Source organism: Streptococcus sanguinis (assembly GCF_050234405.1).
Taxonomy (GTDB): Bacteria; Bacillota; Bacilli; order Lactobacillales; family Streptococcaceae; genus Streptococcus; species Streptococcus sanguinis_W.
This window is the reverse complement of record NZ_CP092117.1, coordinates 97,798-121,675: the sequence shown is the minus strand read 5'-3', so window position 1 is coordinate 121,675 and position 23,878 is coordinate 97,798. Positions and strand designations below refer to the sequence as shown.

The 23,878-nt window shown below is 43.8% G+C and carries 23 protein-coding genes; 12 read left to right on the top strand and 11 right to left on the bottom strand.

Features of this window, described 5'->3' with window-relative positions; translation table 11 throughout:
• The first annotated feature begins 106 nt into the window (after positions 1–106).
• The 5 genes from MFP28_RS00680 to MFP28_RS00660 all read left to right on the top strand — a co-directional run bounded on the left by MFP28_RS00680 (position 107) and on the right by MFP28_RS00660 (position 3,364).
• The gene (locus tag MFP28_RS00680; protein WP_000804885.1) at positions 107–529 is read left to right on the top strand and encodes a sigma-70 family RNA polymerase sigma factor; all 423 of its coding nucleotides are present in this window, start codon (positions 107–109) and stop codon (positions 527–529) included.
• Entirely contained in the window at positions 526–756 is a 231-nt protein-coding gene (locus MFP28_RS00675) for a helix-turn-helix domain-containing protein (protein WP_000857133.1), read from the top strand. The genes MFP28_RS00680 and MFP28_RS00675 overlap by 4 nt, the downstream gene beginning before the upstream one ends.
• A 460-nt stretch (positions 757–1,216) precedes the next feature.
• Positions 1,217–1,420, top strand: a complete 204-nt coding sequence (locus MFP28_RS00670) for an excisionase (protein ID WP_000814511.1) — start codon at positions 1,217–1,219, stop codon at positions 1,418–1,420.
• A gap of 81 nt (positions 1,421–1,501) precedes the next feature.
• Positions 1,502–2,719 carry a tyrosine-type recombinase/integrase gene (locus MFP28_RS00665; RefSeq protein WP_001291561.1) on the top strand — a complete coding sequence of 406 codons (1,218 nt, stop codon included), beginning with the start codon at positions 1,502–1,504 and terminating at the stop codon, positions 2,717–2,719.
• 234 nt (positions 2,720–2,953) lie between these two features.
• The gene (locus MFP28_RS00660) at positions 2,954–3,364 is read left to right on the top strand and encodes a helix-turn-helix domain-containing protein (RefSeq protein WP_002907728.1); all 411 of its coding nucleotides are present in this window, start codon (positions 2,954–2,956) and stop codon (positions 3,362–3,364) included.
• Between the two features lie 50 nt (positions 3,365–3,414).
• Here the strand turns inward: MFP28_RS00660 and MFP28_RS00655 are convergent, their stop codons facing one another.
• The 4 genes from MFP28_RS00655 to ruvA are packed head-to-tail and all read right to left on the bottom strand — an operon-like array spanning position 3,415 to position 5,794.
• Positions 3,415–4,074 carry a CPBP family intramembrane glutamic endopeptidase gene (locus MFP28_RS00655; RefSeq protein WP_032916163.1) on the bottom strand — a complete coding sequence of 220 codons (660 nt, stop codon included), beginning with the start codon at positions 4,072–4,074 and terminating at the stop codon, positions 3,415–3,417.
• Between the two features lie 4 nt (positions 4,075–4,078).
• Positions 4,079–4,633, bottom strand: coding sequence for a DNA-3-methyladenine glycosylase I (locus tag MFP28_RS00650; protein ID WP_002899291.1), 555 nt, complete (start codon positions 4,631–4,633; stop codon positions 4,079–4,081).
• Between the two features lies 1 nt (position 4,634).
• Positions 4,635–5,204, bottom strand: coding sequence for a hypothetical protein (locus MFP28_RS00645; RefSeq protein WP_002907726.1), 570 nt, complete (start codon positions 5,202–5,204; stop codon positions 4,635–4,637).
• On the bottom strand, positions 5,204–5,794 hold the full coding sequence (ruvA, locus tag MFP28_RS00640; RefSeq protein WP_032916162.1) for a Holliday junction branch migration protein RuvA: 591 nt from the start codon (positions 5,792–5,794) through the stop codon (positions 5,204–5,206). The genes MFP28_RS00645 and ruvA overlap by 1 nt, the downstream gene beginning before the upstream one ends.
• 169 nt (positions 5,795–5,963) lie before the next feature.
• On the opposite strand from ruvA, the gene MFP28_RS00635 reads away from it, so the two are divergent.
• On the top strand, positions 5,964–6,470 hold the full coding sequence (locus tag MFP28_RS00635; RefSeq protein ID WP_002907724.1) for a helix-turn-helix domain-containing protein: 507 nt from the start codon (positions 5,964–5,966) through the stop codon (positions 6,468–6,470).
• Positions 6,454–6,975: an RDD family protein gene (locus MFP28_RS00630; protein WP_002907723.1), complete on the top strand. Its 522-nt coding sequence runs from the start codon at positions 6,454–6,456 to the stop codon at positions 6,973–6,975. Before MFP28_RS00635 ends, MFP28_RS00630 begins: the two co-directional genes overlap by 17 nt.
• Before the next feature lie 35 nt (positions 6,976–7,010).
• On the opposite strand, the gene mutL is transcribed toward MFP28_RS00630, so the two are convergent.
• Complete coding sequence (mutL, locus tag MFP28_RS00625) at positions 7,011–8,954, bottom strand: DNA mismatch repair endonuclease MutL (protein ID WP_032916160.1); 1,944 nt, start codon at positions 8,952–8,954, stop codon at positions 7,011–7,013.
• A 184-nt stretch (positions 8,955–9,138) separates the two neighbouring features.
• On the opposite strand from mutL, the gene MFP28_RS00620 reads away from it, so the two are divergent.
• The gene (locus MFP28_RS00620) at positions 9,139–9,579 is read left to right on the top strand and encodes a LytTR family DNA-binding domain-containing protein (protein ID WP_002907721.1); all 441 of its coding nucleotides are present in this window, start codon (positions 9,139–9,141) and stop codon (positions 9,577–9,579) included.
• Positions 9,576–10,046: a DUF3021 family protein gene (locus MFP28_RS00615; protein ID WP_002907720.1), complete on the top strand. Its 471-nt coding sequence runs from the start codon at positions 9,576–9,578 to the stop codon at positions 10,044–10,046. The genes MFP28_RS00620 and MFP28_RS00615 overlap by 4 nt, the downstream gene beginning before the upstream one ends.
• 48 nt (positions 10,047–10,094) lie before the next feature.
• Here MFP28_RS00615 and mutS read toward each other — a convergent pair whose 3' ends face one another.
• Together mutS and argR are read right to left on the bottom strand one after the other, a co-directional pair.
• Complete coding sequence (mutS, locus tag MFP28_RS00610) at positions 10,095–12,644, bottom strand: DNA mismatch repair protein MutS (RefSeq protein WP_002907719.1); 2,550 nt, start codon at positions 12,642–12,644, stop codon at positions 10,095–10,097.
• Positions 12,645–12,724: 80 nt separating this feature from the next.
• Positions 12,725–13,162: an arginine repressor gene (gene argR / locus MFP28_RS00605; protein ID WP_002907718.1), complete on the bottom strand. Its 438-nt coding sequence runs from the start codon at positions 13,160–13,162 to the stop codon at positions 12,725–12,727.
• Positions 13,163–13,462: 300 nt separating this feature from the next.
• Between argR and argS the strand changes: the two genes are divergently transcribed.
• Complete coding sequence (gene argS / locus MFP28_RS00600; protein ID WP_002907717.1) at positions 13,463–15,151, top strand: arginine--tRNA ligase; 1,689 nt, start codon at positions 13,463–13,465, stop codon at positions 15,149–15,151.
• Positions 15,152–15,183: 32 nt separating this feature from the next.
• Here argS and nrdI read toward each other — a convergent pair whose 3' ends face one another.
• From nrdI to malQ, 4 genes are all read right to left on the bottom strand, one after another.
• Complete coding sequence (gene nrdI, locus MFP28_RS00595; protein WP_002899301.1) at positions 15,184–15,672, bottom strand: class Ib ribonucleoside-diphosphate reductase assembly flavoprotein NrdI; 489 nt, start codon at positions 15,670–15,672, stop codon at positions 15,184–15,186.
• 62 nt (positions 15,673–15,734) lie between these two features.
• Positions 15,735–16,253 carry an ABC transporter permease gene (locus MFP28_RS00590; protein WP_002907716.1) on the bottom strand — a complete coding sequence of 173 codons (519 nt, stop codon included), beginning with the start codon at positions 16,251–16,253 and terminating at the stop codon, positions 15,735–15,737.
• 178 nt (positions 16,254–16,431) lie between these two features.
• Positions 16,432–18,693, bottom strand: a complete 2,262-nt coding sequence (gene glgP, locus MFP28_RS00585) for a glycogen/starch/alpha-glucan family phosphorylase (RefSeq protein WP_002907715.1) — start codon at positions 18,691–18,693, stop codon at positions 16,432–16,434.
• A 33-nt stretch (positions 18,694–18,726) separates the two neighbouring features.
• Positions 18,727–20,238, bottom strand: a complete 1,512-nt coding sequence (gene malQ, locus MFP28_RS00580) for a 4-alpha-glucanotransferase (protein ID WP_002907714.1) — start codon at positions 20,236–20,238, stop codon at positions 18,727–18,729.
• Between the two features lie 432 nt (positions 20,239–20,670).
• On the opposite strand from malQ, the gene MFP28_RS00575 reads away from it, so the two are divergent.
• Both MFP28_RS00575 and pulA read left to right on the top strand, forming a co-directional pair.
• The gene (locus tag MFP28_RS00575; RefSeq protein ID WP_002907713.1) at positions 20,671–21,654 is read left to right on the top strand and encodes a LacI family DNA-binding transcriptional regulator; all 984 of its coding nucleotides are present in this window, start codon (positions 20,671–20,673) and stop codon (positions 21,652–21,654) included.
• 118 nt (positions 21,655–21,772) lie between these two features.
• Positions 21,773–23,848, top strand: a complete 2,076-nt coding sequence (gene pulA / locus MFP28_RS00570; RefSeq protein ID WP_002907712.1) for a type I pullulanase — start codon at positions 21,773–21,775, stop codon at positions 23,846–23,848.
• Positions 23,849–23,878: the final 30 nt, after the last annotated feature.

The following is a 23,878-nucleotide window of genomic DNA, read 5'->3' as shown; positions in this document are numbered from 1 at the left end:
TTTATCAGTAATGCAACAAATCCCCCTTTCACATTGGGACTAAGAGTGAAAGGAGATAAACGAGCAAGGCTCACTTCCTTTCCTAGACAGAAAGGGGGTGAGAAACATGAAACCATCTTCTTTTCAGACCACAATAGAAAATCAGTTTGACTATATCTGTAAACGTGCTATGGAAGACGAGCGAAAGAATTATATGCTTTATCTTTCAAGGATTGCAAAGCGTGAGGTGTCCTTTTCGGATGTTGGCGATTATCTTGTTAGCCAGTTTGCGACAACAGATAACTATTCAACTGACTTTCAGATTTTTACACTCAATGGGTTATCAGTAGGCGTTGAAAATGATTTGTTGAGTGAAGCATTACGTGAGTTGCCAGACAAGAAACGTGAAATTCTACTGCTGTTTTACTTTATGGACATGAGCGATTCAGAAATTGCAGACCTGTTGAAATTGAACCGTTCTACTGTCTATCGGCATAGAACCAGTGGACTAGCCTTAATTAAAAAGTTTATGGAGGAATTTGAAGAATGAAAACACAATATCCTATGATTCCCTTTCCTCTCATTGTAAAGGCAACAGATGGCGATACCGAAGCGATTAACCAGATTCTACATCATTACAGAGGGTACATAACGAAGCGTTCCCTACGACTTATGAAAGATGAATATGGCAATCAAAGTATGGTCGTTGATGAAGTCTTACGTGGAAGAATGGAAACCAGACTGATTACAAAGATTTTGTCATTTGAAATTAAGTAATATCCTCTCTCCTTTCGTGGAAGCGTGCTAAACCATTCCACGCTTCCCGAACAGGGAGGTTTGTTATTCCACCAAAGCATATTGAGCTTTCAATGTGTTTTGATAGGCTAACGAGCCATTGTTCTTTGAAAACTGAATAAAAGTAATCGAATACGTTTCGATAAGAAAAGAGCCAACGGAACTAACCGCCATGACCTATCTTATAAAGATAGCGAGCGATTCATGTTAGTGATCCGAGAAGCAATCTTTAGCAGGATTGCCTGCAACGACATTCTTATCGTGATAATGATACTCCCATACAGTCAATAGTCCGAGCGTGATAAAACCGTCGCAGGCAATGAGTATGGCTACATGAGAACCATGCAGGGGTGGAACTCCCGTGAGCTTTGCTAAAGCTGTTCGATTGCTGGTAAAACAACTTTTATGAAATCCAAATAAGTGATTTGGAAAGGAGGATTTTATGAAGCAGACTGACATTCCTATTTGGGAACGTTATACCCTAACCATTGAAGAAGCGTCAAAATATTTTCGTATTGGCGAAAACAAGCTACGACGCTTGGCAGAGGAAAATAAAAATGCAAATTGGCTGATTATGAATGGCAATCGTATTCAGATTAAACGAAAACAATTTGAAAAAATTATAGATACATTGGACGCAATCTAGCGTCGCCAAAGGGTCTTGTATATGATAAAATAGTATTAAGTCGTATCAAGGCTCTTTCCATAAAGGAAAGGAGCAAATGCCATGTCAGAAAAAAGACGTGACAATAAAGGTCGAATCTTAAAGACTGGAGAGAGCCAACGAAAAGACGGAAGATACTTATACAAATATATAGATTCATTTGGAGAACCGCAATTTGTTTACTCGTGGAAACTTGTGGCTACAGACCGAGTACCAGCAGGAAAGCGTGATTGTATCTCACTTAGAGAGAAAATCGCAGAGTTACAGAAAGACATTCATGATGGTATTGATGTTGTAGGAAAGAAAATGACACTCTGCCAGCTTTACGCAAAACAGAACGCTCAAAGACCAAAGGTTAGAAAAAACACTGAAACTGGACGCAAATATCTTATGGATATTTTGAAGAAAGACAAGTTAGGTGTAAGAAGTATTGACAGTATTAAGCCATCAGACGCTAAAGAATGGGCTATTAGAATGAGTGAAAATGGTTATGCTTATCAAACCATCAATAACTACAAACGTTCTTTAAAGGCTTCATTCTATATTGCTATACAAGATGATTGTGTTCGGAAGAATCCATTTGACTTTCAACTGAAAGCAGTTCTTGATGATGATACTGTCCCTAAGACCGTACTAACAGAAGAACAGGAAGAAAAACTGTTAGCCTTTGCAAAAGCTGATAAAACCTACAGCAAAAATTATGATGAAATTCTGATACTCTTAAAAACAGGTCTTCGTATTTCAGAGTTTGGTGGTTTGACACTTCCAGATTTAGATTTTGAGAATCGTCTTGTCAATATAGACCATCAGCTATTGAGAGATACTGAAATTGGGTACTACATTGAAACACCAAAGACCAAAAGTGGCGAACGTCAAGTTCCTATGGTTGAAGAAGCCTATCAAGCATTTAAGCGAGTGTTAGCGAATCGAAAGAATGATAAGCGTGTTGAGATTGATGGATATAGTGATTTCCTCTTTCTTAATAGAAAGAACTATCCAAAAGTGGCAAGTGATTACAACGGCATGATGAAAGGTCTTGTTAAGAAATACAATAAGTATAACGAGGATAAATTGCCACACATCACTCCACATAGTTTGCGACATACATTCTGTACCAACTATGCAAATGCAGGAATGAATCCAAAGGCATTACAGTACATTATGGGACATGCTAATATAGCCATGACGCTGAACTATTACGCACATGCAACATTCGATTCTGCAATGGCAGAAATGAAACGCTTGAATAAAGAGAAGCAACAGGAGCGTCTTGTTGCTTAGTAGTACAAATGAATTTACTACTTATTTACCACTTCTGACAGCTAAGACATGAGGAAATATGCAAAGAAACGTGAAGTATCTTCCTACAGTAAAAATACTCGAAAGCACATAGAATAAGGCTTTACGAGCATTTAAGAAAATATAAAAAGATAATTAGAAATTTATACTTTGTTTATAAGAAAGATGAAAAAAGGAAATCATCTAAATATTTTTATTTAAAGAAAGGAGATCATCATGAAAATTTCACAAGTTCTCAAAGATATTCGTCAACAAAATCAACTCACTCAGGAGGCTTTGGCAGAAAGGCTCAAGGTTTCCCGCTCCGCCATTGCCCGCTGGGAAAGCGAAAAAGGTATCCCTGATATTGGAAATCTCATCTCTATCAGTCGGGAGTTTGATATCAGTCTGGACACACTCATCAAGGAGGATGAGCGTTTGGAGAAAAAGGTTATCGAAGATAGCAAGGCCAAAAAATGGCATTATTTAGTCATTCTCTACCTTTTTTCCATCTTGGTTTATATTGGTGTCTTCGCTTACTTGCACCATATCTTTATGGCTGGCTTCCTCATCTCCACGCTCTTTATGCTCTTCTATGAGCTGCGCATCTTTATCAAGGAAAAGATTTGGATGCAGAAAGGAGAATGAGGAGATAAAGAGAATAATAAAAAACCTAGAGGTCTGGAACTTCTAGGTTTTCATTTAATTATGGTCAATAAAGTAATGATGAAAGCAAAGATATTATTACAACAATGGAGGGTAATTGGATACCAGATGTTTTTGTCTTTTTTCAGATACAGAAGCGAGAAAAGAAAACCTCCAGCAATATAGGAAATGGCTGTCACCCACTCTGACATTGACCAGCTGTGCATATGAAGAGTAGCAAATAGAAAGGTTGTTAACACAATACTTATCCAATTGGAGAATTTTGCCAAGAAGGTTCCTAGGAAAAAACGACGGAAGAAAAGTTCTTCCACAACTGGTCCAATAAAACAACCAACAAGCAAGAACAGATAAGGATTTTCTAAAAGCACACCTTGAATATTGGCTTCATTCTGTCCCTGCAGTGGCAACCCCAGACTCTGTTTAATCAAAGCTGAAAGCAGGTTGCAAGCAATAGACAGGAGGAAAACAAAAAACATATATAAGGAAATCGTTTTCAGAAATTCCTTCTTCTCAGTCAGAATCATAGAAAACTGCTTCTGCAATTCCTCCCGATAATCTAAAATTCCCAAAACAAATAAAAGGAAATATACTGGATAATTCAGCCATTTTTGTCCAATAAACTGCAAACCTCTATCTAGGAATAAAATGGTATATAGAAAAATAAAAATAAGCTGAGATTTTCTTGTTTTCATCGTTCTACTTCCAGTCACAATCATTTTCATGGTCATTGATAAGGCCAGCTGCTTCTAGGAATGAATAGACACAAACAGGACCAACAAATTTGAAGCCTTGCTTTTTCAGCGCCTTGGACATAGTTTCTGACAGCTCTGTCTTGGCTGGCGCTTCCTCGTAGTCCAAAATTTCATTGTCAATCGTTTTGAAATCTACAAAGGACCAGATATAGTCATTAAAAGAGCCAAACTGCTTTTGAACAGCCAAAAAAGCTTGGGCATTAGCCCTAGTTGCATAAATTTTCATCTTGTTACGGATGATGTCGGGATTGCCCAACAAATCATCCAGATCCGCATCCGTCATCTGAGCAATTTTCTGGGCATCATAGAAATGAAAAGCTTCCCGAAAAGCCTGACGTTTATTCAGAATGGTCTCCCAAGAAAGTCCAGCCTGATAAGTCTCCATGCAGAGCAATTCAAATAATTTCTGATCATCATGGAGAGGCTTGCCCCACTCCTCATCATGATAGGCCACATACAAGGGGTTGTTCATTTTTACCCAGCCGCAGCGTTTGGTCATGTTATTCTCCAATCTTTAAAACATAGCTAGGTAAGGGAACCGTAGACCTATCTAATAAATTGATCCAACGATTAATATCTGGTGGCAGAGGGTTAAATTTCTCATCTGTTTGATACCTTGCTTGACTATCTGTTTCTATTCCAGTTAATGTTTCAATCTGTTCTCGAAGCTGATCTACAGACATCCAATCAGTCCAACTTTCAAATAAACTTTCTGAGGCCAGAGTTATACCATACCATTCTTCAAACCATCCAATGTAGTCTGCACTTAACAAATAGAGTTGTTGAAAGGAACAGGACTCACCACTCACCTCTATTCCATCAACATAAGTATCACTATCTACAACCGTTATATCACGATTACAAAATTCACAAGGAATCGGTCCTACTTGACCATATCGAGACGACATATGTAAAAATAATTCCGTTTGAGTTTGTTCACAATATTTACAATACAAAGGAAAAGTTTTACAGTCTAGCCAGACATCTTCTATCTCACCATTCCTAAATCTTAGGGCTATATTATTGTTAACATTTTTGCTTTCAGCATAACTAATTCGAGCAATCCCCATTATTTCACCAACATCTTAAGAGCTGACTTGATATAGTTTTCAGCTGTATCCGTCGTTCCTTCAAAGAATTTCTTGATTTTCTTGAGTTCAGCAGCTTTGTAGCCCAGAGCCAGCATGGCTTCCATGGCTTCTTCCAGCTCCTGATTATCCACAGTCTGGACGGGCGCCTTACTTTCTGCCGGACCATCTGCCACCACCACCTTGCCTTCCAAGTCCAGCACCATCTGCTGGGCTGTCTTCTTGCCAATCTTAGGAAACTTGGTCAGGTAGGTGATATTTTTCTGCTCAATAGCCTGCACCAAGCCAGCATTATCATCCGCCGCAATAATAGCCAGAGCAGACACTGGGCCAATACCTGAGACTGAAATCAAGCTGAGAAAGAGTTGCTTCTCCTCCTCAGTCGCAAAGCCGTAAAGGAGCTCCGCATCTTCTCTCACCACCTGGTGCACATAGACCTTAGCTTCCTGATGAAGCTGCCCTGAGTAAGCATAAGGGTTGGCCACATGAAGAATATAGCCGATAGAGTTGACTTCCAATACGATGTATTTGGCTGTTATTTTACTGATGATTCCTTTAAAATATTCGTACATAATCTTCCTTCTTTTTGTATCATTTTGCTTATCTAGTATATCATATTTTCTGTCTGGAAACTGCAAACAGAAGTGCAACCAGCGGTTGACAAAATGTACAGGAAGCTGTATTCTCAAGATAACTAAAAGCTGTTAGGATAGAGTTAGCAAAGAAAAGGAGGCTGCGATAATGAAACTCGCTGATAAATTATTTGAACTAAGAAAAGAAAAAGGCTGGTCACAAGAAAAACTGGCTGAACAAATCAATGTCTCTCGCCAGAGCATTTCTAAGTGGGAGTCTGGCCAAGCGCTGCCAGAACTGGAAAAAATTGTAGAGCTGAGCAAGATTTTCCAAGTGACGACAGATTATCTGCTTTTAGAAGACAGCGACAAGCCAGAAATAAAACCCGTCCTCTCAGAAGACGAAAAAGATCGCTACTACAAGGAAGTGAAATCTTATGGCTTCTGGCAGGTTTTGTATATTTTTGTATCAGCCTTGGCTATCTTTCTCTTTTTCGCAGGTTCTAGCTTTCCAGCAAAATTCACTGCCCTGGTCTGGTTGACCTTTTTCCTCTTAATCGCATCCGCAATAGCTATTAACAAGGCGCTAAAGATTAAGGAAAAATACCTAGACAAGGTTATAGGCCTTGATGAGGATTCTAAAAAAGAAGGTGCTAAAGATGAAACTAAAAATTGACAATCCCATACCTGTCAAAACTCGTCTGAAAGAGCTGATTGGAGACTGGCTCTTCATCTCAGGCTACCTCATTTCTCTTTTTTTACTAGCTATGGGCTTTTACAATCTGGTTCTAGGAGGCATTCCTGTATTCACTGAAGCTCAGAGCCAGCTTCTGGCTTTTTCTAGCTCAGTCCTGCCTCTAACTATCATCTTTGCTTGGCTAGACTATAGAAAAGGCAGTTTTGGCAAGCGTTGGGCAGGTTTACAATTGGTTTACAAACATAGGAGCCTTTCCCACAGCCTTTTGCGCTCTACTATCAAGCTTTTCCCTTGGCAGCTGGGGCATATGGGAGCTATCCGTAGTGCTTATCAAGCAGATGCTTTGTCAATTTTCTTGTCAACTTCAGCAGGGATTCTCTTCTTGATCTTTCTGCTGATGGGACTACTTCGCAAGGACAAACGCCATCCAGCTGATTTGCTTGCTGGAACGCAAGTTCAGCTCAAAAATTCAAAACAGCTCTAGTTCTATGACTAGGGCTGTTTGATCTTCTATAGAGTTTAGTATTTCCCCAACTCCCGCAGGCTAGTATGATTTTCCTGAATGCGGCGGAACATTTTTTCCATATCCGACTTGGTAAAGTTGACTAAGACCGGTCGGCCGTGTGGGCAGTTGTAGGGATTGTCACACTGGGACAGCTGAAAGAGCAAGTCACGCGCAGAGTAGTCATCCAGACTGTGATTGGCCTTGATGGAGCGTTTGCAGCTCATCATAATAGCTAGCTCTGCTCGATATTTCTTGATGGAAACTTCCTTGGTCAGGAGAAGCATATCACACATCTCATAGATGCCTGCCTCAATCTCCTCTTCCTTGAACCAAATGGGATGCTCACGGAGGATAAACTGATTGGCTCCATACTCTTCTAAAAAGATGCCAGCGTCTTCTAACAGCTCTATCCGCTGCTTGATCCGCAGCATATCGTCCGCTGGAAATTCAAAAATATAGGGCACTAAGAGCTGCTGCTGGCTATTGTCCACATCTCCAATCTTCTCCCGATAATACTCATACTTGACCCGCTCTTGGGCAGCATGCTGGTCAATAATGTAAAGACCACCCTTGCCCTGAGCAAAGAGATAAGTGCCATGCATCTGGCCGAAATATTCTAACTCTGGGAAGCTTGACTTCTCTTCCTGCTTCAACTTATCCACAGCCCGCTCCAGACTGGCCTGGTCTAGCTCTGGATGGTCTAGTTGGTCATAGCTAACTGGCTTTCTCTCTGCAAATTTGACCGAAGTTGATTGCGGTTCTACCTTTTCATCTGTCGCTTCATGAACAGGCTTTGCTGACTCTTCGAAGGATAACTGCTGCTCGGCCACCTGTGGCTTGAGGAAGAAGTCATTCTGCTCCTTATCGTAGTAGAGGCGATTTTCTTTCAGCGGGAGGCTGGTCTGTTCGGGCTTAGTCGCACGCTTAACAGTTGATTTGGCTAGATTTTCCAAAGCATCCGGGATAAGATCCTGCTCCTTGAGACTGGTTGCAATGGCTTGCGAAATCAAGGCCATGAGTTCCCGCTCTTTAGAAATCCGCACCTCTTGCTTGGTCGGATGGACATTGACATCGGCCAGATAGGGATCAATCTGAATATTGATGACCGCGAGTGGAAAGCGTCCTACCATCAGCTTGCTGCCGTAGCCATCCAAAATAGCACGATTGAGCAGGAAATTCTTAATATAGCGGCCATTAATGAGGATCGTAATATAATTCCGATTGGCGCGAGTCAGCTCAGGCAAGCTGACATAGCCGCTCACCTCAAAGTCCAGATCTGAAGCAGAAATTTCCACCATTTTCTTGGCTGTTGCCAGACCATAGATTCCTGCAATAGCCTGACGCAGATTGCCACTGCCGGCAGTCCGTGTCATTTCGCGGCCGTCACTGATAAGGGTGAAAGCCACTTCCGGATGAGCCAGACTGAGCCGATTAATCACATCAACGATATGGGACAGCTCTGCCTGCTGGCTCTTCATATACTTGAGACGAGCCGGAGTATTGAAGAAGAGATCTTCTATCTTGATTTTCGTTCCTAGCGGACTGCTAGTAGGCTCGTGCTCTTCTATCTCACCGCCTTGGGCAACCAGTAGAGTCCCGTGCTGGCCGGCTTCAGTCGCTGTCTCAATGGTAAAACGCGAGACAGAAGCAATGGAAGGAATGGCCTCACCACGAAAACCCAGTGTTCGAATCCGAAAGAGATCCGCCTGCTTCTTGATTTTACTGGTAGCATGGCGTCGAAGGGCCAGAGGGACATCTTCGTGGTCTATGCCTTCACCATTATCTGTCACCTGAATACTCTTGAGTCCGGCCTCCTCGATTTCGATGGTAATCTGACTTGCACCCGCATCAATTGAATTTTCCACCAGCTCCTTGACCACGCTGCTAGGCCGCTCAATGACTTCACCGGCCGCAATCTGATTGGCCAGAATTTCTGGAAGTTCGATAATTTTTGACATCATTTTCTCCGTAGTTGTTCTGCTATCTATTATAACACATTGGGCTCTTTCTATCAGAGGGCAGCATTTTCTTGACCATTCTGTCCGCCAGCCAAACCATATAGACACAAATAGCTGCCACATAGGCAAAAGGGCTTGTTTTCTTTGCCTGGTTGCGGTTTAATAAAGGTGAAAGGAGGAAGTTATGAAAGTTAAGCTAAGAATCGATTCTCAAGTCACCGAAGACTCCGTCAGCATTGAGGCTCGCCTCATGACAGAAAGCATTCAGGAATTGGTCCACTTTGCTCAACATCTAGGCAAAGAAGACAAGATTCATGTCAAGAAAGAGGACGACATCTATCTGCTGGATGCTAAAGAAATCCAGCGAATCTATACAGAAAATCGCCAGATCCGAGTCCGAACAGCAAAAGACAGCTATCGAGCTCAACAACCTCTTTATCAATTGCTGCAGATCCTGCCGGACTATTTCCTGCAGATTTCTCAATCGGAGATTATCAATAGCCAACAAATCAGCCACCTCAAGCTGACTCCAAATGGTCTGATTCAAATATTTCTGAAAAACGGCGATCAGACATACTCGTCCCGCCGCTATCTCAAATCCATTAAAGAAAGGTTGCAATTATGAAAACTCGTCTTAAAGAACTCTTTTTCGGAGGGATTGGAGGGATTTTCATCGGTCTCTTCTTCTCCATGATTGTTTCTTATTTTTACAACCCAGCTTATCTACCGCTTCACCCTCGCTCTCCTATCGGCCACTTCTTTTTGAGCCAGCATGTTCATGTTTCCCTCATCATGCTCTACTGCCTGCTTATCTGGTTTATCATGGGAGCTATTTTCAGATGGAGTGGAAGCTTCTTCCAAAGAGACTGGAGCATCCTGCGCTCCATTGTCAGCCACTATGGTGTGATGATTCTGACCTTTGCACTTTTAGCTAACCTAGCTGGATTTTTCCCAAGAGAAAAAATACTCAGCCTGACACTGACCGCCGTCGGGGAATTCACCCTTATCTATCTAATCATTTCAGGCGTCATTTACTACCACACCTACCGCAACATTCAAAAAATCAATAGCGGTTTGTCTAGCAAATCGTGAGAAATAAAAAGAGCAGACTTGAGGCATTAACAAGTCTGTTCTTTATTTTTACAACTTCTTCTTGAGCTCGGCTACCGCCGCCATGACTTCCAGGGGAGTCATATTATAGATGTCCAAGTCTCGTAGTTCAGTCAGGACTGGATTTTCCGTTCCTTCTGCGAAAAGAGACATCTGCTCAGCCACTTGTGACTGCTTCGGTCTGGATGCAGCATGAAGCTCTGAGCCTAGTGCTGTATCCTGACTCTCCAAATGACTCAAAATGCTATCCGCCCGCTCCAGTAATTTCTCAGGAAGTCCGGCAATCTTAGCCACATGGATCCCGTAGGACTTGTCAGCCGGACCCGGCTCAATCTTATGCAGGAAAGTCACCTGTCCGTCCTTCTCCAAGGTTGCCACATGGACATTTTCCAAATGCTCCAAGCTATCCTCTAAGGCTGTCAGCTCATGATAGTGAGTGGCAAAGAGGGTCTTGGCTCCAGTATAATGATGAATGTGCTCGATAATAGCCTGAGCCAGCGCCATCCCATCATAAGTCGCCGTCCCACGGCCCAACTCATCAAAGAGAATGAGCGAACGCTCGCTGGCCTGCCGAATGGCACGATTGGCCTCCATCATCTCCACCATAAAAGTGGACTGGCCAGACACCAGATCATCCGCTGCACCGATGCGAGTGAAAATCGCATCGAATAAAGGCAGACTGGCAGACTGAGCAGGCACATAAGAACCCATCTGTGCCATAATGACGATGATAGCCAGCTGGCGCATATAAGTCGATTTCCCGCTCATATTCGGCCCGGTAATCAGCTGGATGTCCGTTTCCTGGTCCAGCAGAATACTATTTGGAATGTAACTCTGGGCTCCCATGACCTTTTCCACAACAGCATGCCGACCTTTTTCAATCTGCAGACGGCGCTCCCCAGTAAAGATAGGGCGCACCAAATGCTGCTGTTCTGCCACCGCAGCAAAGCTCTGCAACACATCTACAGCTGCCAACGTTTGTGCCAAGGCCTGCAAGCGCTGGATGTATTTGCCAGCTTCCTCGCGAATCCGCATGAAAATTTCGTATTCCAGATTAGCAGATTTTTCACGCGCCTCCAACATCTCTCCCTCAATCCGAGCTAGCTCCTCCGTTCCAAAACGCTCCGAATTTTTCAGGGTCGCCTTGCGGAAGAAATGACTAGGCACATGAGCCAGCTGGGAATTGGTCACGTGGAAGTAGTAACCATCTTTTTTGTTGTAATCAATCTTTAAATTGCTGATGCCGCAATTGGCACGTTCTTTAACTTCCAGCTCCGCAATCCATCCGGTCCCCTCCCTCAGCACAAGCCGATACTGATCTAAAGTCTCATCAAAACCTGTCTGAATGATATTGCCCTCAGTGATGATATGGGGTGCATCCGGCGAAATAGCTGAGCTAATCAAGCCCGCCAACTCTGGAATAGGATCCAAGCCCTCAATCAAACGAGCTAGATGCGGACTGCCAATTCCTTGCAAAATAGCCTTAATCTGAGGCACATTGCCCAATGTAGCTGCCAGCTGCAGCAGATCCTTGGGATTGGTCTTGCCAAAAGAAACCCGACTAGCAAGCCGCTCGATATCGTAGACTCCCTTGAGGCTCTCCGTCAAATCACTACGCTCAAAGAAATAATCCAGAAAAACCTCGACGACATTCTGCCGCTGGCTAATTCGCGCTTCATCAATCAGCGGACGCTGAATCCAAGAGCGCAGCATACGGCCGCCCATGGCTGTCTTGGTCTCGTCCATCAGCCAATAAAGACTGCCGTGCTTCTTGCCCGAGCGAGCATTTTCTGTCAAATCCAGACTCGCCTTGGTGGCATAATCCATTTGCAGAAAGTCCTTGATTTCATAATGATGGGCCTTCTTCAAATGGCTGAGCTCCCTCATCTGGGTCCGGTGCACATACTCCAGCAATTTCCCCGCTGCCTGACGCTCCATAGGAGACAGTTCCTCTCCCAGCAGCTGTACATCTTCCAAAGCCGTCTGTACATAGGACAGCAAAAGGTTCATCTGTCCAGCCAAGACCTGCTCCTCAGCTTCTGGTAAGGCATAGCCCAGCACCACTTCCCTAGCTTTCAAATTGCGGATTTCCCCGCAGACCAAGGCAAAGTCCTCTAGACTGGTCACCTGAAACTCACCGGTCACCAAGTCCATATAAGCCAGACCATAGAGGCCGTCTGAGTAATCCAAAGCCACCAGAAAGTTATTCGCAGAGTCCGGCTTACTGGAATCCACCACCGTCCCCGGTGTGATAACCTGAACGACCTCCCGCTTAACAACGCCCTTGGCTTCCTTGGGATCTTCCATCTGCTCCGCAATCGCTACCTTATAGCCTGACTCGACCAAAACATCAATATACTGCTGTGCCGAATGATAGGGAACTCCAGCCATGGGAATGGGATTTTCTGCATTTTTATTGCGGCTGGTGAGGGAAATCTCTAAAATCTGGGCGGCATTGACCGCATCATCATAAAACAACTCATAGAAATCCCCCATCCGAAAGAGCAAGAAAGCATCTGGATAGTCCTTTTTGATATCCAAATACTGCTGCATGCCTGGCGATAACTTTTCTACTGCCATCTCTATCCTTTCTAAAAACAAACGAGGTCAGGACTTCCGTCTCAAACCTCTCCATTTTTTTCCTGAAAAAACTGTGATTCTTACATTACTTCCTGTATTTGCTCCTCAATCTCCTGAGCAGCTGCCTGATCTCGGCAAACCACTAAAAGAGTATTAGCACCCGCAACGGTTCCCAGAATGCGGCTATCGAACGAGCTATCCACGACATTGGCCAGCACTGTTGCCTCTCCCAGGCCTGTACGAAGAACCAGACTAAACTCTGCCCTGGCTACACTCTCCACATGCTTGGCTAAAAACTCTATAAAATCAATCTCTTCAGTCTCATGCGCCAAAACATAATAAGTCAGCCCCTTCTTCTTAACTTTAGTCAGGCCGATTTCACGGAGGTCACGCGACAGGGTAGTCTGTGTTACATAAACCCCTTGCGCTTCCAGACGATCCTGAATCTCCTTTTGCGTTCCTAGCTTTTCTTCCTTAATCATCGTTTTGACTAACTGATGACGGTCATTCTTTCTCATTTTTACCTCATTATTGAATAATTAGAAGCTGCATTCATGAAGGGCACTTCATCCGATCAAAGGCTGCTTCTCCATCAATCTAGGCAAAGATTTGCAGGAATACTGAGAATAAACAAAAAACTTTAACCAAGAGTGTCAGGGAAGGAAGCATTTAGATGGAAAACTCATCTATAAATACAGGTTCTTATCCCTCTTATTATATCAGAAAAATTCCTATTAGCCCAAAAATTATTCCCAAAAAAATTGAAGATTCCTTGAAAAATGTGATAAAATAATAACAAAAGACACAAAGGAGCAAATATGGATAACAAACAGTTGATTGCCGGCGAATTGGCCAAGGTTATTGACAGCCTTGATCAAGACGCTATTTTAAATTTATTGGAGCAGCCAAAGAGCTCTGAACTTGGTGATATCGCCTTCCCAGCCTTTTCTCTGGCAAAGACTGAGCGCAAAGCTCCTCAAATCATCGCTGCTGATATCGCTGAAAAGATTGATACAGCGCATTTTGATAAAGTCGTTGCGACTGGTCCTTATGTCAACTTTTTCCTCAGCAAGGCTGAAATTTCTGGCCAAGTCATCAAAGAAGTCATCAAAGATGGAGCTGACTATGGCCAGCAAAACGAAGGAAATAATCAGAATATCACCATTGATCTATCAAGCCCAAACATTGCCAAGCCTTTCTCAGTCGGCCACTTGCGCTCTACTGTTATCGGTGATGCTCTTTCCAACATCTTCCGCAAGATTGGCTACAACACCATCAAAATCAACCACTTGGGAGACTGGGGCAAACAGTTTGGCCTCTTGATGGTAGCTTATAAGAAGTGGGGAAGCCAGGAAGCTGTTGAAGCTAACCCTATTGACGAGCTCCTCAAACTCTACGTGCGTATCAATGCCGAGATTGAAAACGACCCATCTCTGGATGAAGAAGGCCGCCTTTGGTTCAAGAAGCTGGAAGATGGCGACCCAGAAGCAACTGAGCTCTGGCAATGGTTCCGCGACGAAAGTCTGACAGAATTCAACCGTATCTACGAACTCCTAGGTGTCGAGTTTGACAGCCTAAATGGTGAAGCTTTCTACAATGACAAGATGGACGAAGGGATTCAAATCCTCGAAGAAAAAGGTCTTTTACAGGAATCAAAAGGAGCTAGCATTGTAGACTTGGAAGACTTTAACCTTCCGCCTGCTATGATTAAAAAATCAGACGGTGCTACCCTCTACATCACACGGGATATTGCAACAGCCATCTACAGGGCTCGCACATACAACTTTGTCAAAAATGTCTATGTTGTAGGTCAAGAGCAGGCCAACCACTTTAGACAGCTTAAGGCCGTTCTGAAAAAGATGGGCTTTGACTGGAGCGACGACATGATTCATGTTGACTTCGGTCTAGTGACTAAGAACCGTCAAAAACTGTCTACACGTAAAGGAAACATCATCCTCCTCGAACCAACTCTGCTGGAAGCTATCAGCCGGGCTAAGAGCCAGATTGAAGCTAAAAACCCAGATTTGGAAAACAAGGAAGCTGTTGCTCGCGCAGTTGGGGTCGGAGCAGTTAAGTTCTACGACCTCAAAACTGACCGCCGCAATGGTTACGACTTTGATCTGGAAGCTATGGTTTCCTTCGAGGGAGAAACAGGCCCTTACATCCAGTATGCCTATGCTCGTGTCCAGTCTATCCTGCGCAAGGCGAACTTCCAGCCAGATGCAGAGGCTACGTACAGCCTGAACGATCCAGAAAGCTGGGAAATTATCAAGCTGCTCCAAGACTTCGGTCGCGTTGTCAAGCGTGCTGCTGATAACTATGAGCCATCTCTGATTGCCAAATACGCTATCAGCTTGGCTCAAGCCTTTAACAAATACTATGCACACACACGGATTCTGGACGAAAGCCCTGAGCGTGACAGCCGTCTGGCTCTCAGCTACTCAACAGCTGTTGTCCTCAAAGAAGCTCTGCGTTTGCTGGGAGTAGAAGCACCAGAAAAGATGTAAGCTTGATTTAGAACATCAAAAAAACGAAAACCTCACTGGTTTTCGTTTTTTTCAATGTGATAGAGCTCCTCAATAATTCCTGCAACCTTCTTAATGTCTCCCAACATGCCGCGCATTTCAAAATCGGCCAAAACCGGAAATCCGAAGCGCTCTGAATATTGCTTGGCTGTCAGACAGTATTGGTTGTTAAAGTTACGATTGCCACTGCCAATGACGCCCAGGCACTTGCTGGCATTCTGACCATAGGCAATAAAGTCCCCCACATCGGTTGTCAGAATTTCTACATCGCCATTGTCCACACCATTGCCGCCCTCCAAATAAGTCGGCAGAAAAGCTACGAAAGGATTGTCCATTTCAAAAAAGGGCTGCCCTTCCTTTACCATGTCTTTGATATGAATCTTCTCCACTTCTAGGCTTGGATGCTGCTCCAGCAAATAGTCTGTCAGCCGACGGACGAAACTCTCTGTATTGCCGCTCAGGCTGATGTAAACCAAGGAAACCTTTGTCATTTTACTCTCCATTCTAAAAAATAACAGATATTGCTTCTTAAAATTGTAAGCACTTATCTGTTATTTGTCAAATTTTATTCCTTTGCAGCTAGTTCCGCTTTTTCAGCCTCTTTTTGCTGCTGGATTAGCTTAAAGACGACGATGGAAAGATAAATTAAACTGATAATAAAGCCCAGCACTGTTCCTAAAAGAAGACTGTTTGAATGCGTTGCAATGTTCTCAGGGCTTGTAAATACCTTGCCAACAATCCCTTTCGATGAAATATAGACGTAAACTTGAGATAACAAACTGACTAGTATATAAACGATATAGCTAATATTAGCCATCTGCAGATTTTTTCTAACCAAAAAGACGATAGATGCTATTAACAGAGCCGTCATAACGAAAAAAATCATCATATTCATTCCATTACGAAGAAATTCAAAATAAAGTTTATTAAACTGATTTGTCTGATCACTCAATTCTTTTGAGAAACCGATTTGTGTATAATCTACCTCAGAAAACTTTGAGAAAAAACGGCTCCATACTCCCAGTAAAGTTCCGATTGCTGACAAGACCAGCAAAACATAAAGATAAATTGGTTTCTTTTTCATGAACGCCTCCTGTAAAGAAATATTTTCACTTATTATACACCGAAAAGAAAAAGCTGACAAGACCAAGAAGCTTTCACCTTTTCAGAAGCCCGCACAACAGCTAAATCCTCATTCATTTCTTCGACTAAAAAATCAAAGCCGAAACACTGCTGTCTCGGCTTTTTTGATTCAAAGAATATTAGCTATTCAAGTGCCATACTTCTTCTTCGTATTGAGCGATAGTACGGTCGGATGAGAAGAAGCCAGCTTTGGCGATATTGACGATGACTTTGTCCATCCAAGCATCGCGGTCTTCATAGTCAGCCAGCATACGCTCTTTCACTTGGATATAGTCTTCCAGATCCAGCAAGGTCATGAACCAGTCCTTGGTGATCAGTTCATTGTAAAGACGTTTCAAGCGTTCAGCTTTACCAACTGCCAATACTTCATCGCTGACGATAAAGTCAACCAATGGCTTGATAGCTTCGCGCGCATAGTACTCACTAGACTTGTAAGCAGATTTTGCGTAGAGGTCAATAACAGTCTCAGAATCTTCACCGAAGATGTAGATGTTGTCTTCGCCGACCAACTCTGCAATCTCAACGTTCGCTCCGTCCATAGTACCAAGAGTCAAGGCACCGTTAAGCATGAACTTCATGTTACCAGTACCAGATGCTTCCTTAGAGGCCAGGGAAATCTGCTCAGAAATATCACCCGCCGCAATCAAGAAGCTAGATGCTGTAACATTGTAGTTTTCTACCATAACTACTTGCAGGTGTGGAGCCACTTGAGGGTCATTAGCAATCACTTCTGACAAGCAAAGGATAAGGTGAATGATGTCCTGTGCAATTGTATAAGCAGGAGCAGCCTTACCACCGAAGAAGACAGTGATTGGACGAGCAGGGATGTTACCAGCCTTGATGTCCAGATACTTGTGGATAACGTACAAAGCGTTCATTTGTTGGCGCTTATACTCATGCAGACGCTTGATTTGGATATCAAAGATAGAGTCTGGATTGATTTCCACACCTTGTGCTTCCTTCAAGTGACGAGCCAATTTACGCTTGTTGTGAGCCTTGATACCTTCCAATTTTTCTTTAACATTTGCAGCGCCAGTGAATTCCAACAAGCCTTCGAGCTTAGTTGCGTCATGGTGCCAGTCGCGGCCCAGCAACTCATCCAGATAATGAGACAGACGCGGGTTGGCATGCATGAGCCAGCGGCGGAAAGTAATACCGTTGGTCTTGTTATTGAATTTTTCAGGGTAGATATCGTAGAAGGCTTTAAGCTCAGAGTTTTTCAGGATTTCTGTATGCAGAGCAGCAACCCCATTGACACTGTATCCGTAGTGGATATCCATGTGAGCCATGTGCACACGATCGTGCTCATCAATGATTTGCACTGCTGGATCTGCGTATTTAGCTTTCACGCGCTTGTCAAGCTCTTTGATGATTGGTACCAGATGCGGCACTACTTCTTTCAAGAATTCCAGAGGCCATTTTTCAAGAGCTTCTGCCAGAATCGTGTGATTTGTATAAGCAGTCATCTTCTGTACGATGGCAATTGCTTCATCCAGATCCAAACCACGCTCTGTCAAGAGACGAATCATTTCTGGGATAACCAGAGATGGGTGGGTATCATTGATTTGGATGACAGCGTAGTCTGCCAAATCATGCAGGTTGCTGCCTTTTTCAATCGCTTCGTCAATAATCAGCTGAGCACCATTTGAAACCATGAAATACTGTTGGAAGATACGGAGCAATTCCCCTTGCTTGTCACTATCATCTGGATAGAGGAAGAGGGTCAAGTTGCGGGCAATATCTGTCTTATCAAAGTCAATACCGTCTGTGATGATATCCGCATCCACTGAGTCCAAATCAAAGAGACGAAGACGGTTCTTAGTTTCTGTCTTGTAGCCTGGCACATCAATATCATAAAGAGTAGATGTCAAAGTGAAGTGAGCAAATGGCACTTGGTAGCTGCGGCTAGAGCGAACCAACCAGTTTTGCTCAGTCAGCCAGAAGTTAGGAATTGTTGTCTGTTCGTTGTTTTTCAAAACCTGTTGGAAGAGACCAAAGTGGTAGTTCAGTCCTACACCATCACCATTAAGACCCAAGGTCGCAATAGAGTCTAAGAAGCAGGCAGCCAAACGTCCCAAACCTCCGTTACCCAGAGACGGCTCCAACTCAACTTCTTCTACCTCGATCAAGTCTTTACCAGCATCTGCCAATTCTTGCTTCACATCATCGTAAAGTCCAAGGTTGATCAAGTTGTTAGACAAGAGTTTACCAATCAGGAATTCAGCTGAGATGTAGTAGAGTTTTTTCTTACCAGTGTTGACCGGCTTTTGAGCGCTGGCTAATTTAGTGTAGTTTAAAAGAGCCAGATAGAGTTCTTCGTTGCTGCAATCAGCAAGATTTTTTGAATAAGTATTTTTGATATAAGTTTGTAAGTTTGACATGATTAATCCCTTCAAGCCTGATTCGGCTGTTCTTTATTCGTTAATTAAATCGGTATTCATACGACGGTATGTCTTGGTCAAGCTGTAAAGCTCACCTTCGACGATTGGATTCAGCTCTTCAGCTGTCATCCGCCAAGTCCAGTTGCCACCAATTGTGGATGGATAGTTCATCCGTGCTGCACTATCTAATTCCAGCAGGTCTTGCATAGTCGCAATGGCCATAAAGCTGACTGAAGCAAAGATTGTGCGCAGCATTGCATGAGGTACTGTTTCGTACTCCTTACGGTTGGTGTACTGAGCCATGTACTGGCGAGTAGCGTCGTCAATCTCATCCTTGTACCAGCCCAGAACAGTATTGTTATCATGGGTTCCGGTATACATGACTGAGTTGTTTGGCGCCAGATGCGGGCTATCGATGCTTTCATCATCAGGATTGAAGGCGAATTGCAAGATCTTCATTCCTGGGAAACCAGTGCGCTCGCGCAGCTCGATCACTTCGTCCGTCATAAAGCCTAGGTCTTCTGCGATGATATTCAAATCACCCAAGGCTTCCTTAACCGCTGCAAAGAGCTTGTAGTCAGGACCTTTGACCCACTTACCAGAAGCAGATGTTTCTGAGCCAGCAGGTACTTCCCAGTAAGACTCAAAGCCGCGGAAGTGGTCGATACGGACAATGTCGTAAATCTTGAAGCTTTCACGCAGACGCTCAATCCACCAAGCATAACCATCCTTATCCATAGCTTCCCAGTCATAGATAGGATTGCCCCAAAGCTGGCCAGTTTCTGAAAATTCATCTGGCGGACAGCCTGCCACACAAGTTGGCTTGCCAACAGCATCTGTCTTAAAGAAGTGCGGCTGTGCCCACACATCAGCACTGTCAGCTGCCACATAGATTGGCATATCACCGACAATCTCGATGTGATGTTCATTAGCATAGGCTTTTAATCTTAACCACTGCTTAAAGAAGAGATACTGGGTCACACGATGGTAGGTCAGCTTGTCAGCCAGATTCTCACGGTATGAAGCGAGACTAGCAGCCTCACGGCGACGAATAGCTTCATCCGGCCACTCTGTCCAAGCTAGATTATCAAAATGTTCCTTGATAGCCATGTACTCAGCGAAAACTTCCAACCAAGCTGCATTTTGCTCTACAAAGCTCTCATAGTCAGACAGATCGTCTGCTTTCAAGAAGCGAGCTACTGCTTTTTCCATGATTGGACGGCGAGCGTCAAAAATCTTTGCATAATCCACTTTTCTAGGATCATCTCCAAAATCAGCTCCCTTGACATCTGCCTCGTTCAGCAGTCCTTCTTCTATCAGAATATCAAAATCGATAAAGTAGGTATTCCCCGCGAAAGCAGAGAAAGACTGATAAGGAGAATCACCATAACTGGTCGTTCCCAGTGGCAAAATCTGCCAATAGCGCTGCTTGGTGCGAACCAAGAAGTCTACAAAATCATAAGCACTTTGGCCAAAAGATCCGATACCGTACTTGCCCGGAAGGGATGAAATGTGCATGAGCACACCGCTTTGACGTTTTTTCATTTTGTCACCTCGTTATTTTTCCTCTACGCCTTTTCATTTTTACTTAATGCAAACGTTTGCGTCGACTTGATTATAACCTATTTTTTTTTTTAGTGCAAGGGGTTTTTGAGATTTTTTTCAATTTATTGATTAATGGATATAATGCTCTTTTAGGACTCTCCTACTGCCCCAATTGTTTACCGTTTTTCTCTTCTTGCAAGCGTTCTCTTTTTGTGTTAAAATGTTCTTACAAACAGAAAACGTTTGCGTTTGTGGAGAATCCGCCTCATACTTGCTTTTTTGACCACAATAGTTAGGCAAAATCACTGTCGCTGCCAGCTATTTTCGGCACAGGTTTGCATTCCTTATAGAAAGCGAGTGGCTCTACTAGTTTTCAAATAGTTCATGTTATCGTAAGGATTTCCAGCAAATGCAGGCCTTTAGGAGGTTTTTATGCGAGTTACTATCAAAGAAGTCGCAAAACTAGCAGGCGTGTCGCCCTCTACTGTGACCCGTGTCGTGCAAAACAAATCAACCATTAGTGAAGAAACCAAAAAACGGGTCCGTGCTGCTATGAAGGAACTGGACTATCATCCCAATCTCAATGCCAGAAGTCTGGTCAGTCAATCCAGCCAGGTCATCGGCTTGGTCCTACCGGACGACTCAGATGTCTTCTATCAAAACCCTTTTTTCCCAACTGTATTGCGGGGGATTTCTCAGATTGCTTCTGACTATGACTATGCCATCCAGATCAGCACTGGGCAAGATGAAGAGCATCGCTTGGAAAATCTGAAGCAAATGATTTTAGGAAAACGAGTAGATGGACTGATTTTCCTTTATTCTAAGCAGGACGATCCTTTGGTCGACTTTGCAGTCAGGAACAACTTCCCTTTCCTTATCCTAGGGAAAGCTGTCTCACCTTTCATCTCTCTGGTGGACAATGACAATATTAAGGCTGGTTACGACGCGACCAGATATTTCTTAGACAAAGGCTATCGGAAAATCGCCTTTCTAGCCGGGAATAAGGAGCTGGTCGTTTCTCAAGATCGTTACACAGGCTACAAGCAAGCTCTGAATGAAGCAGAACGGCCTTTGGATGAACGCATTATCAAATTTGCCTTCGGTTTCCTTCTGGAAGATAACAGTTACAAGATTATGGAGGAGCTGCCGCTGGATGAGATTGAAGCTATCGTGACATCTGATACCTTGGTAGCAGAAGGAGCCCTGCACTATCTCAAAGATCAGGACTACCAGATTCCCATTATCACCTTTGATTCTCTCAAACCGCGCATTGATGTGGATGCCTATATCGATATCAATGCCCTCGAGCTTGGGAAAGAGTCTTTCCGGACCCTCTTCCAAATCATCAAGGACAATAAAGAAGATAAGCAGATCTGCTATCGCCAGCTGATTCCGCATAGCATCAGTACTCGCTAATCCGAGTGCTTTTACTCATTTATCAAAGATTCACAGAACGGCCTTTTCCTAAACCAGAGAAGAGCCTGAACTTAAAAGCAATTACCCGAAGAGAAAATGACAAAGAAAGAGGAAAAACATGGCCTTTCGTATTTTTCAAGCCTATTTAGATGACGAAAATATCATCACCATCGAACTGGAAAAGAGCTTTGAAGCCTACTCCATCCACTTTACACTGGAAGACAAGCACAGCTCTAGCCCCTTAACCATCAAAAATATCAACAATCAGGAAGAGCGGATCATCTACACCGTGTCAGCTAATGAGCCCATTGACCTGACGCAGTCCTACAAGGTCTATGACCAAGATCGCAATCATACCGACCTGCAGTACCGCCATATCGTGAAAAAGCCTATTTTCGATGAGATTTTTGACTATGTAGGCGACGATTTGGGAGCTCAGTACAACCCCCAAGCCACCGACTTCAGACTCTGGGCACCTATTTCTGAAAAAGTCCTCCTGCATCTGAAAGACCAGGTTCACCATCTCAAACGTCTGGATAAGGGAGTCTGGCATACCCGGATTGAGGGAGATTTAGAGGGAGCGCCCTATTCTTATCTCCATAAGATCAATGGCAAGTGGGTAGAAGTCCATGATCCCTACGCCCTATCCTCAGATGTCAATTCAGGCAACAGCTATGTCATCGATCTAGACAAGATTAAAAAGCCTATCAAACGAGCGAAAACACAGTTGAATCCGACAGAAGCCGTCATTTATGAAATGAGCGTCCGTGATTTCTCTATGCAGAAAGAAGCTGGCTTCTCCTGTCCTGGGAAGTTTGCCTCGTTGAGCGAATCTCCAGTCGTCCACGGTCAGAAGTTCGGTCTGGACTATCTGAAAGAGCTAGGTATCAGCCACGTACAGCTCATGCCTGTCTACGACTTTGGCAGCGTTGATGAAAAGCATCCTGAGCTCGTCTACAACTGGGGCTACGACCCTGTCCAGTATAATGTCCCAGATGGCAGTTTTGCCAGCAATCCACGAAACCCTTATGCCCGCATCTTAGAGCTGCAGGCAGCCATTACTGCCTACCACAATGCTGATATCAGCGTTATCATGGACGTGGTCTACAATCATGTCTATGATGCCAACAGCTATGCTTTTGAAAAAATCGTGCCCGGCTATTTTTTCCGACTCAATGACATGGGTTACCGGACCAACGGAACCTTCTGCGGCAATGATGTGGCCAGTGAGAAGGCCATGGTTCGCCGCTATATCAAGCAGTCGGTCAAGCAATGGGTCAGCCTCTATGGTTTTGACGGTTTCCGCTTTGATCTGATGGGGATTTTAGATATCCAAACCATGCAGCAGATAGCTGACGAACTCAAGACGCTCTATCCTAACATCTACCTCTACGGCGAAGGCTGGCAGATGGATACTGGACTGGCAAGTGAACGTTTGGCTCATCAGTACAATGCTGCCCAGCTTCCGGATTATGGATTTTTCAGCGACCATTTCCGTGACAGTCTCAAGCAGACCATCGCCCAAGGCCGGCAAATCGAGAGCAAGACTCCTGCCAGTCAGCTTGAAAATGTCCTGACGGCCAATGTCGGTCTAAAAGGTGAGGCTCACTTCATAGCGCCTCAGCAAGCTATTAATTATGTCGAGTGCCATGATAATGCAACGGTTTTTGATTACTTTGATATCGTCAATCCTGCTATCACCCTGCGGGATCGGCTGACCAATTCACGGCTGGCTCTCCATCTCGTACTGCTGGCCCAGGGTGTGCCCTTTATCCACAGCGGTCAGGAATTTTTCCGGACTAAAAATCTGATTGACAACACCTACAATATGCCTGATGAGATTAACAAACTAGACTGGCTGCGCTCCCTGCATTACACAGAGGATATTGATTTTGTTAAACAACTGATTGCTTTTCGCAGGGCACATCCGCTGTTGCATCTAAAGACCAGCACCGCTATCAAGCAAGCCTGTCAGGTCAACTGGCTGACAGACAGTCTATTGGAGTACAAAATTCAAGACAGCAAAGAGAGTATGACCATCGTCATCAACTTTGGCAACCAAGAGGCTTTCTACGAAAACAAAAACAAGCAAAGATTGCATCTCCAGTATCCAGACATTGATGCCAAAAAACCAATTTCACTGCTAGCTGACAGTTACAGCCTAGCTGGTAAGCAGTTGATTGTTTTGAAATAGATTATAAAACATCAGCCAATGAATAAGCTG